The following is a 7145-nucleotide window of genomic DNA, read 5'->3' on the forward strand; positions in this document are numbered from 1 at the left end:
GGGTGGACGAGTTCCCCGGCCCGGCGGCCGGTCAGCGGGCGTGGCTCGGCAGCTCCGGCGACTCGCTCTCCAGCGGCACCGCGTCGGCGGGGATCAGACCCAGCTGCGCCGCCGAGCGGGGCAACGCGGCGTCGAGCAGCCAGTCCGCGCTGACCCGGGCCCGGTTGCCCGGCATGGCCAACAGGTGGTAGCCACGCGTCACGGCCTTCGCCGGCAGACCCGACAACGGCACCTTGAGCGGGTTCGCCGCCGCCTGCTTGCCGCCGAGGTCGACCACCCACCCGAGGTCATGGTGCTTGTACGGCCGACGCCGCCCCTTCCCGTAGGAGGCGGCGATGTTGTGCGCGGCGAGGTTGCCCTGCCGCTGGGCGTGCTGGGCGGTCATCGTGCAGATCTCGCCGGGCCGGGTCAGGTCGGGCACGGCGGCGGCGTCACCACAGGCGAACACCTCGGGGAAGCCGGGCACGTTGAGGTACTCGTCGACGACCAGCCGCCCCTTCTCGGTCCGCAGGCCCAGTTGCGCCACGAAGGGGTCGGGACGGACGCCGACGCACCAGATCAGCGAGCAGGTCGGCACGTACTCTCCGTCGGTGAGGGTGACCCCGTCGGAGGTGGCGACCGCCACCGAGGTGCCCATCCGCACGTCCACGCCACGTCGGCGCAGCACCCGGTCGGCGGTACGGGACATCCGCCGGTCCAACTCGGGCAGCACCCGGGGCGCGACGTCCAGCAGCATCCACTTCGGGCGGATCGGCAACCGGGGACGCTGGGCGGTCAACTCGTCGGTGAAGAGCTGCCCGTGCGCGGCCACCTCGGTCCCGGTGTAACCGGCGCCGACCACCACGAACGTGGCCCGCGCCCGCTGCTCGGCCGGGTCCTCGGCCTGCTCGGCCAACTCGATCTGACGGACCACGTGGTCGTGCAGGTAGAGCGCCTCGGGCAGGCCCCGGAATCCGTGCGCGTACTCGGTCACCCCGGGAATGGGCAGCAGCTTGTTCACGCTGCCGACGGCGAGGATCAGCCGGTCGTACGCCAGCCGGTTGCGCTCGCCCTCGGGCTGGGTGAAGCCGACCCACCGGTTCTGCAGGTCGACGTGGTCCGCCTCGCCGATGACCACCCGGACCCCGTTCAGCGTGCCGGTCAGCGGCACCGCGATCCGGCCCGGCTCCACCACGCCGGCGGCCACCTCGGGCAGCAGCGGCAGATAGAGGAAGTAGTCGGTCGAGTTCAGCAGGACGATCTCGGCCCGGTCGCGGGCCAGCCGGCTCAGCGTCTTCGCCGCGTGGTACCCGGCGAAACCGGCCCCCACGATCACCACACGAGGCTTCGTCATTCCGGGCCCGTTCCCACCCGGCAGGCCGACAAACGTCGCCCCGCCGACCTATCGGCGCGACGTCCGGTCCGGCGGCATCGGGAACTGGAGGAACGTGGCGCCCCGCAGGTCCAGCCAGGCCCGGTCCGGCGCGCGGACCAGCCGCAGCATCACGTCCGCGCAGGCCGGACAGCGGGCCACCAGCCCCGGCGCGTGCGAGTAGACCCGCAGTCCGGCCATCGGGCCGGCGGTGCCGCAGTGGGCACAGCGGCCGGTGGCCGTGCTCAGGTCCACCGCGAACACCTCCCCCAGCGGACCGTCGAGCATGTTCCCGTCCACGTACGGCAGGGCGGTCATCCGCGGCTCCTCTCAGCCGGTCGGGCCGAAACGTTCGGTGCGTACCTGTCGGGCCGGGTGACCCAGGCCGACGAGCAGGTCGGAGACGGTCTCCACGAAGCCGGTCGGTCCGCAGACGTAGACCAGCGGCGTCAGCTCCGGCGGCCACCCGTGCGTGTTGACGTCGGCGAGGCCGAGGCGGTGCGGCTCGCCCGACCAGCCGTCCGGAGCCTCGCGGGTGTAGACGTAGGCGACGTCCAGGCCCGCGTCGTCGCGGACCCGTCGCCGCAGTTCGTCGGCGTAGAACACGTCGGTGGGCGTGCGGACGGAGTAGATCAGCCGGAACGGGGTGCGGCTGCCGGCGGCCCGTCGGGCGCGGATCATCGCCATCAGCGGCACCACACCCGAACCACCGGCGACCAGCAGCACCGGGTCGGTCTGCGTGGGCCGCCAGACGAACCAGCCGCCGACCGGGCCCCGGACCTCGATCGGGTCACCCTCGCGGTAGCCGTCCACCAGGAACGGCGACACCTCGCCGTCGGGCACCCGCTGCACGGTGACCTCGATCCGGTCGCCGTCGGCCGGCGCGGCCAGCGAGTACGACCGGGCGGCCTGGTATCCGTCGGGTGCGGTGAGCCGCAGGTCGACGTGCTGTCCGGGTACGTGGGCGGTCCAGCCCGGCACCTGGAGCACCAGGGTGTGCGCGCTGGGCGTCTCGACCCGGCGGTGCACCAACCGGGCCGGCTGCCACCGCATCCGCCCGCTCAATCGCCCTGGTACCGCTGCTCACGCCACGGATCCCCGTAGTCGTGATAGCCGGCGGTCTCCCAGAAGCCGGGGGTGTCCTCCAGGCCCAGCCGGATGCCGCGCACCCACTTGGCGGACTTCCAGAAGTACAGGTGCGGCACCAGCAGTCGGGCCGGACCGCCGTGCTCGGCGGGCAGCTCGGCGTCGTCGTACGTGTGCACCAGCCAGGCCCGACCGTCCATCAGGTCCGCCAGCGGCAGGTTGGTGCTGTAGCCGCCGTAGGAGTGGGCGAGGGCGTAGTCGGCGGCGGTGTCCACCCCGTCGAGCAGGGTGTCCAGCGAGACGCCCTGCCAGCTGGTGCCGAGCTTCGACCAGCGGGTGACGCAGTGGATGTCGACCGTCGGGGTCTCCTGCGGCAACGCCATCATCTCGGCCCAGGACCAGCGGTACTCCGCGCCGGTCTCGGTGGTGATCACGAATTCCCAGCTCTCGCGCGGCACCTTCGGTGTGGGGCCGGCGGAGAGCACGGGGAAGTCGGGTGTCAGGTACTGACCGGGTGGCAGGTCCGGCGCTTCGGAGCGTGGCCGGCCCTGGAAGCCGGGCGTGACGATACCCACCGCACAGTCGTACCACGCCCGGCTCCGCCATGGGGGCGGGTCACTTCCGTTCGGTGACGACCTCCTTGGAGCCCGGCACCACGTTGCGGGTGGCACGCAGGCTGGTGATCGTCACGACCGTCAGCACACCGATGATGACCAGCAACGACGCCACGGTCGGGATCTCCGGCACACCCTCCCAGATCCCGTGCGCCCAGTGCAGGCCCAGCTTGACGCCGATGAACGCCAGGATGATCGCCAGACCGTAGGTGAGGTGGACCAGGCGGCTGAGCGCTGCGTGCAGCACGAAGTAGAGCGCCCGCAGACCCAGCAGCGCGAAGGCGTTGGTGGCGAAGACGAGGTACGGGTCCTCGGTGATGCCGTAGACCGCCGGGACCGAGTCCACCGCGAAGACCACGTCGGTGGCGAAGACCGCCACCACCACCAGCGCGAGCGGCGTGAGCGCACGCCGTCCGTCGACCCGCACGGTCATCTTGGTGCCGTGGTACTCCTGGACCACCGGCATGAACCGACGCAGCAGCCGCACCGACCGCATGTTGCCGATGTCGACCGACTGCTCGTGCCCGGTGAACGCGTCGCGCAGCAGCTTCGCGGCGGTGAACAACAGGATCAACGCGAAGATCAGGAACGCGAAGTCCAGCGTCTGCAACGCCGCCGCGCCCAACGCGATGAAGATGCCCCGCAGCACCAGCGCGCCGGTGATGCCGAAGAGCAGCACCCGCTGCGCCAGCTCGGTCGGCACCGCGAACGCCGCCAACAACAGCATGAAGACGAACAGGTTGTCCACCGACAGCGACTTCTCGACCAGGTAACCGGTCAGGTACTCGAAGCCCCGTTCCGAGCCGAACTCGGACCACACCCAGGCACCGAAGGCCAGCGGCAGCGCGATGTAGAAGGTCGACCAACCCAGTGCCTCCCGCAGGGACACCTCGTGGGGCTTGCGGGTCACCACGAAGTCGAGCACCAGCAGGGCCAGCACGCCCGCGATCGTCACCGCCCAGAGAGTGGGCGTACCCACCGACTGCAAACCGGCAGCAGCGTAGGACAATTCGGACATTGGGCCTCCTCGAACACCGTGTCATGTTCGAGGTCTCCTTCACCCACGTTTCGTGGGCAACCACCCGAGGCACACCCGGGGTGCGCCGTACTGACCGGTATGGTTCGTGGGAAGTACTCCCCTCGTACCGCCAAGGTTAGGACAGCCCGATCCGACCCGCCAGACGGGGGCTCCTGTCGGCGTGTACCGCGTCCGACCAGGCCGGAACCCGGAGTGACGATGCCGGTACCGGACCCGGACCCGAGCGCCTATCGTGATGGCGGTGACCGCAGAGCAGGCGGCCGGCCCGCTGGCCGGAGTACGCGTGGTCGAGCTGGCCGGGATCGGCCCCGGCCCCTTCGCCGCGATGATGCTGGCCGATCTCGGAGCGGACGTGATCCGGGTGGACCGGCTCACCGACGTGGACCCCTCGGCCTTCGGCACCGCCCACCCGGACCTGCTCAACCGAGGTCGACGCTCGGTCGGCGTGGACCTCAAGTCCGCCGGCGGACGTGAGGCGGTGCTCGCCCTGGCGCAGAGCGCGGACGCGCTGGTCGAGGGGTTCCGACCCGGGGTGACCGAGCGCCTCGGTCTCGGGCCGGCCGACTGCCACGCGCTCAACCCGAAGCTGGTGTACGGCCGGATGACCGGCTGGGGGCAGGACGGCCCGAGCGCCCCGTACGCCGGACACGACATCGACTACCTCGCGTTGACCGGCGCGCTGCACGGCATCGGGCGGGCGGACGAGCGGCCGGTGCCCCCACTCAACCTGCTGGGCGACTTCGGCGGCGGCGGGATGATGCTGGCCCTGGGCGTGGTCTCCGCCCTCTACGCGGTACGCGGCGGCGCCACCGGCCAGGTGATCGACGCGGCCATCGTGGACGGCGTGGCGGTGCTCGGCACGCAGATCCACGCGTTGCGGAGGCTCGGCCGCTGGCAGGACCCGCGCGGCGTCAACCTGCTCGACGGCGGCGCGCCGTTCTACGACACCTACGAGTGCGCCGACGGGCGCCACGTGGCGGTCGGCGCCCTGGAGCCGCGCTTCTACGAGGAACTGGTCCGCCGCACCGGGTTCCCACTGCCGGGCGACGAGGCACCGGACCGGACCGACCCGGCGCACTGGCCGGCGTTGCGCGCCGCCTGGGCGCGGCTGTTCCGGACCCGTACCCGGGACGAGTGGGCGGCCCTGCTCACCGCCTCCGACGCCTGCGTCGCGCCGGTGCTGGACTGGGCCGAGGCGCCGGAGCACCCGCACCTGGTGGCGCGGGACACGTTCGTGGTGCGGGACGGCGTGGTGCAACCGGCACCGGCCCCCCGTTTCTCCGGCACCCCCACCTCGGTACGCCGACCGCCGCCCTGGCCGGGCGAGCACACCGACGAGGTCCTCGCCGAGATCGGCTACGGACCGGAACGGGTGGCCGCCCTGCGGGCCGACGGGGCGGTGGGCTGAGTCAGCGGCGTCGCAGGGTCGCGCCGGGTGCCAGCGCGGGCTCGACCATGTCGCGATAGTCGCGGGGAAGCTGGACCATCAGCGTCTCGAACTCACCGGCCAGCGCCTCGCGCAGTGCGGTGAAGACCGCGCGGACCCCGCCTCGGGCCGCCGACGTCTGCACCCCGAGGCGGAACGCCACCCGGGCGGCGAACTCGTCGGCGTCGAAACGCTGGGCCGCCTCACCGTCGGGGGTCGTCCGCATCGACTGGCGCAGCGGCGCCGGCAGTTGCAGAGACAGGTCCAGGGCCTCCCCGCCGGTCAGCCGCTCGGCCAGCGTGGCCAGCGTCGCCCGGGTCAGGTCCACCGCCCGCTCCGGCGTCGTACCGGCCCGCCGGGCGACCTGGTCGACGAACGTGTCGTAGTCCATCGCGTACCCCCTCGGGCGGCGGTTACCCGGCGGAGCGGGTCGGAAACGGCGGCCCGTGGCGGGGCGTGACGGCAGCCGGGGTGGGTAACCGCGGCCGGTCGTGGCCGGATCGAAGCCGGGAGGAGCCGAATCCATGGCGAGTTACGCCGACGTCCTGCAGTACCTGTCCCGCCTGGACTACCCCGCCGACAAGGACGAGGTGGTACGCGAGGCCGAACGCGAGGGGGCACCGCCGGACGTGGTGCAGGCCCTGCGCGCGCTGCCGCCGGTGGACTACGCGAACAGCACCGAGGTGGCGCGTTCCGCCCACATCGACGCGAGCGAGGAGGCCGACGACGCCCAGCGCGGCGCGGCCGGACGGGACAAGCGTCACCAGCGGGTGTCGCAGCACCTGCGCAGCATCTGATCGGTCGGTCGACGGGCGATCGCCCGGACCGCGTGTCGGCGGGTCGGGGTCACGGCACCCGACAGGACTCCGACAGGCGGGCGCCCCGGCCGCGAACCGCGACCGGGGGCGCCGCTACGTAATCGCCTGCCCTGTTAGCACGGCGAACCCGAACCGGGTCGCCATGACCAGACGGCGACAACCACCCGAACCGGGCGGCTGTTACTGCGACTACCTTACCGCACGCCATCAGCCGAACGGACAGGGGGTGCCGGACGAAGGTATTTCATCCGGTTTGTTCGGGCGCCGCCGGTCAGTTCCGGAAGCCGCCGGAGCGGTCGCGGGCCTTGAGCCGGACCGTGGGCAGCGCCGGGGCGGGCAGCGGCGGGTCGGGGTCGTCGGCGACCGTACCGAAGCGCCGACCGGCCATCCAGTCCTCCCGGGCGTCGGCGATCTCCTCGTGGCTGCGGCCGACGAAGTTCCACCACATCACCAGCGGCTCCTCGAACGGCGTCCCGCCGAGCAGCATCAGCCGGGCACCCGGCCCACCGCGCACGGTCAGGGTGTCCCGCCCGGCGCCGAGCCAGAGCAGTGCCCCCGGCTCCAGCGCCACGTCGTCCACCTCGGCGGCGCCGTCGAGCGCCAGCAGCGCGTACTCGAAGTCGCGACGCAACGGCAGTGCGGCCGGACCCGCACCGCTCAGGTCGAGCTGCGCGCCGAGCAGCGGGGTGTGCACCCGGGCCGGCGAGACCTCGCCGCCGAGGTCACCGACGAGCAGGGTGACGTCCAGGTCGCCGTCGCGCCACCGGGGCAACTCGGCGTGGTGGGCGAAGTCGGCCGCGCCGGCGCGGGC

General features: G+C 72.6%; 9 protein-coding genes. 2 read left to right on the forward strand and 7 right to left on the reverse strand.

Going from position 1 to position 7145, the window contains the following annotated elements:
• Positions 1-31: 31 nt before the first annotated feature.
• From EYA84_RS22500 to EYA84_RS22520, 5 genes are read right to left on the reverse strand one after another with little or no spacing between them, the layout of a single operon-like run.
• Positions 32-1333 carry an NAD(P)/FAD-dependent oxidoreductase gene (locus tag EYA84_RS22500; protein WP_131055052.1) on the reverse strand — a complete coding sequence of 434 codons (1302 nt, stop codon included), beginning with the start codon at positions 1331-1333 and terminating at the stop codon, positions 32-34.
• Positions 1334-1381: 48 nt separating this feature from the next.
• Positions 1382-1669 carry a DUF6510 family protein gene (locus tag EYA84_RS22505; RefSeq protein ID WP_131055054.1) on the reverse strand — a complete coding sequence of 96 codons (288 nt, stop codon included), beginning with the start codon at positions 1667-1669 and terminating at the stop codon, positions 1382-1384.
• 12 nt (positions 1670-1681) lie between these two features.
• Positions 1682-2404, reverse strand: coding sequence for a ferredoxin reductase (locus EYA84_RS22510; protein WP_131055056.1), 723 nt, complete (start codon positions 2402-2404; stop codon positions 1682-1684).
• 8 nt (positions 2405-2412) lie between these two features.
• Positions 2413-3012, reverse strand: coding sequence for a sulfite oxidase-like oxidoreductase (locus EYA84_RS22515; RefSeq protein WP_131055058.1), 600 nt, complete (start codon positions 3010-3012; stop codon positions 2413-2415).
• 40 nt (positions 3013-3052) lie between these two features.
• Positions 3053-4069, reverse strand: a complete 1017-nt coding sequence (locus tag EYA84_RS22520) for a TerC/Alx family metal homeostasis membrane protein (protein ID WP_131055065.1) — start codon at positions 4067-4069, stop codon at positions 3053-3055.
• Between the two features lie 256 nt (positions 4070-4325).
• Here EYA84_RS22520 and EYA84_RS22525 point away from each other — a divergent pair, with 256 nt between their 5' ends.
• Positions 4326-5498, forward strand: coding sequence for a CaiB/BaiF CoA-transferase family protein (locus EYA84_RS22525; protein WP_131055068.1), 1173 nt, complete (start codon positions 4326-4328; stop codon positions 5496-5498).
• Position 5499: 1 nt separating this feature from the next.
• Here the strand turns inward: EYA84_RS22525 and EYA84_RS22530 are convergent, their stop codons facing one another.
• On the reverse strand, positions 5500-5907 hold the full coding sequence (locus tag EYA84_RS22530) for a DUF2267 domain-containing protein (RefSeq protein WP_131055070.1): 408 nt from the start codon (positions 5905-5907) through the stop codon (positions 5500-5502).
• A 133-nt stretch (positions 5908-6040) separates the two neighbouring features.
• On the opposite strand from EYA84_RS22530, the gene EYA84_RS22535 reads away from it, so the two are divergent.
• Entirely contained in the window at positions 6041-6313 is a 273-nt protein-coding gene (locus EYA84_RS22535; protein WP_131055072.1) for a DUF2795 domain-containing protein, read from the forward strand.
• A gap of 292 nt (positions 6314-6605) precedes the next feature.
• On the opposite strand, the gene EYA84_RS22540 is transcribed toward EYA84_RS22535, so the two are convergent.
• Positions 6606-7145, reverse strand: a 540-nt coding sequence (locus EYA84_RS22540; RefSeq protein ID WP_275540809.1) for a pirin family protein, incomplete at its 5' end; no start/stop codon positions are given.

Origin of the sequence: Verrucosispora sp. SN26_14.1, assembly GCF_004307965.1 — a bacterium.
In the GTDB taxonomy this organism is placed as follows: Bacteria; Actinomycetota; Actinomycetes; order Mycobacteriales; family Micromonosporaceae; genus Micromonospora.

Excerpts from the sequence above, each read along its gene's own strand:
- EYA84_RS22500 (WP_131055052.1), bottom strand. The coding sequence starts at position 1,333 with ATGACGAAGCCTCGTGTGGTGATCGTGGGGGCCGGTTTCGCCGGGTAC.
- EYA84_RS22505 (WP_131055054.1), bottom strand. The coding sequence starts at position 1,669 with ATGACCGCCCTGCCGTACGTGGACGGGAACATGCTCGACGGTCCGCTG.
- EYA84_RS22510 (WP_131055056.1), bottom strand. The coding sequence starts at position 2,404 with ATGCGGTGGCAGCCGGCCCGGTTGGTGCACCGCCGGGTCGAGACGCCC.
- EYA84_RS22520 (WP_131055065.1), bottom strand. The coding sequence starts at position 4,069 with ATGTCCGAATTGTCCTACGCTGCTGCCGGTTTGCAGTCGGTGGGTACG.
- EYA84_RS22525 (WP_131055068.1), top strand. The coding sequence starts at position 4,326 with ATGGCGGTGACCGCAGAGCAGGCGGCCGGCCCGCTGGCCGGAGTACGC.
- EYA84_RS22530 (WP_131055070.1), bottom strand. The coding sequence starts at position 5,907 with ATGGACTACGACACGTTCGTCGACCAGGTCGCCCGGCGGGCCGGTACG.
- EYA84_RS22535 (WP_131055072.1), top strand. The coding sequence starts at position 6,041 with ATGGCGAGTTACGCCGACGTCCTGCAGTACCTGTCCCGCCTGGACTAC.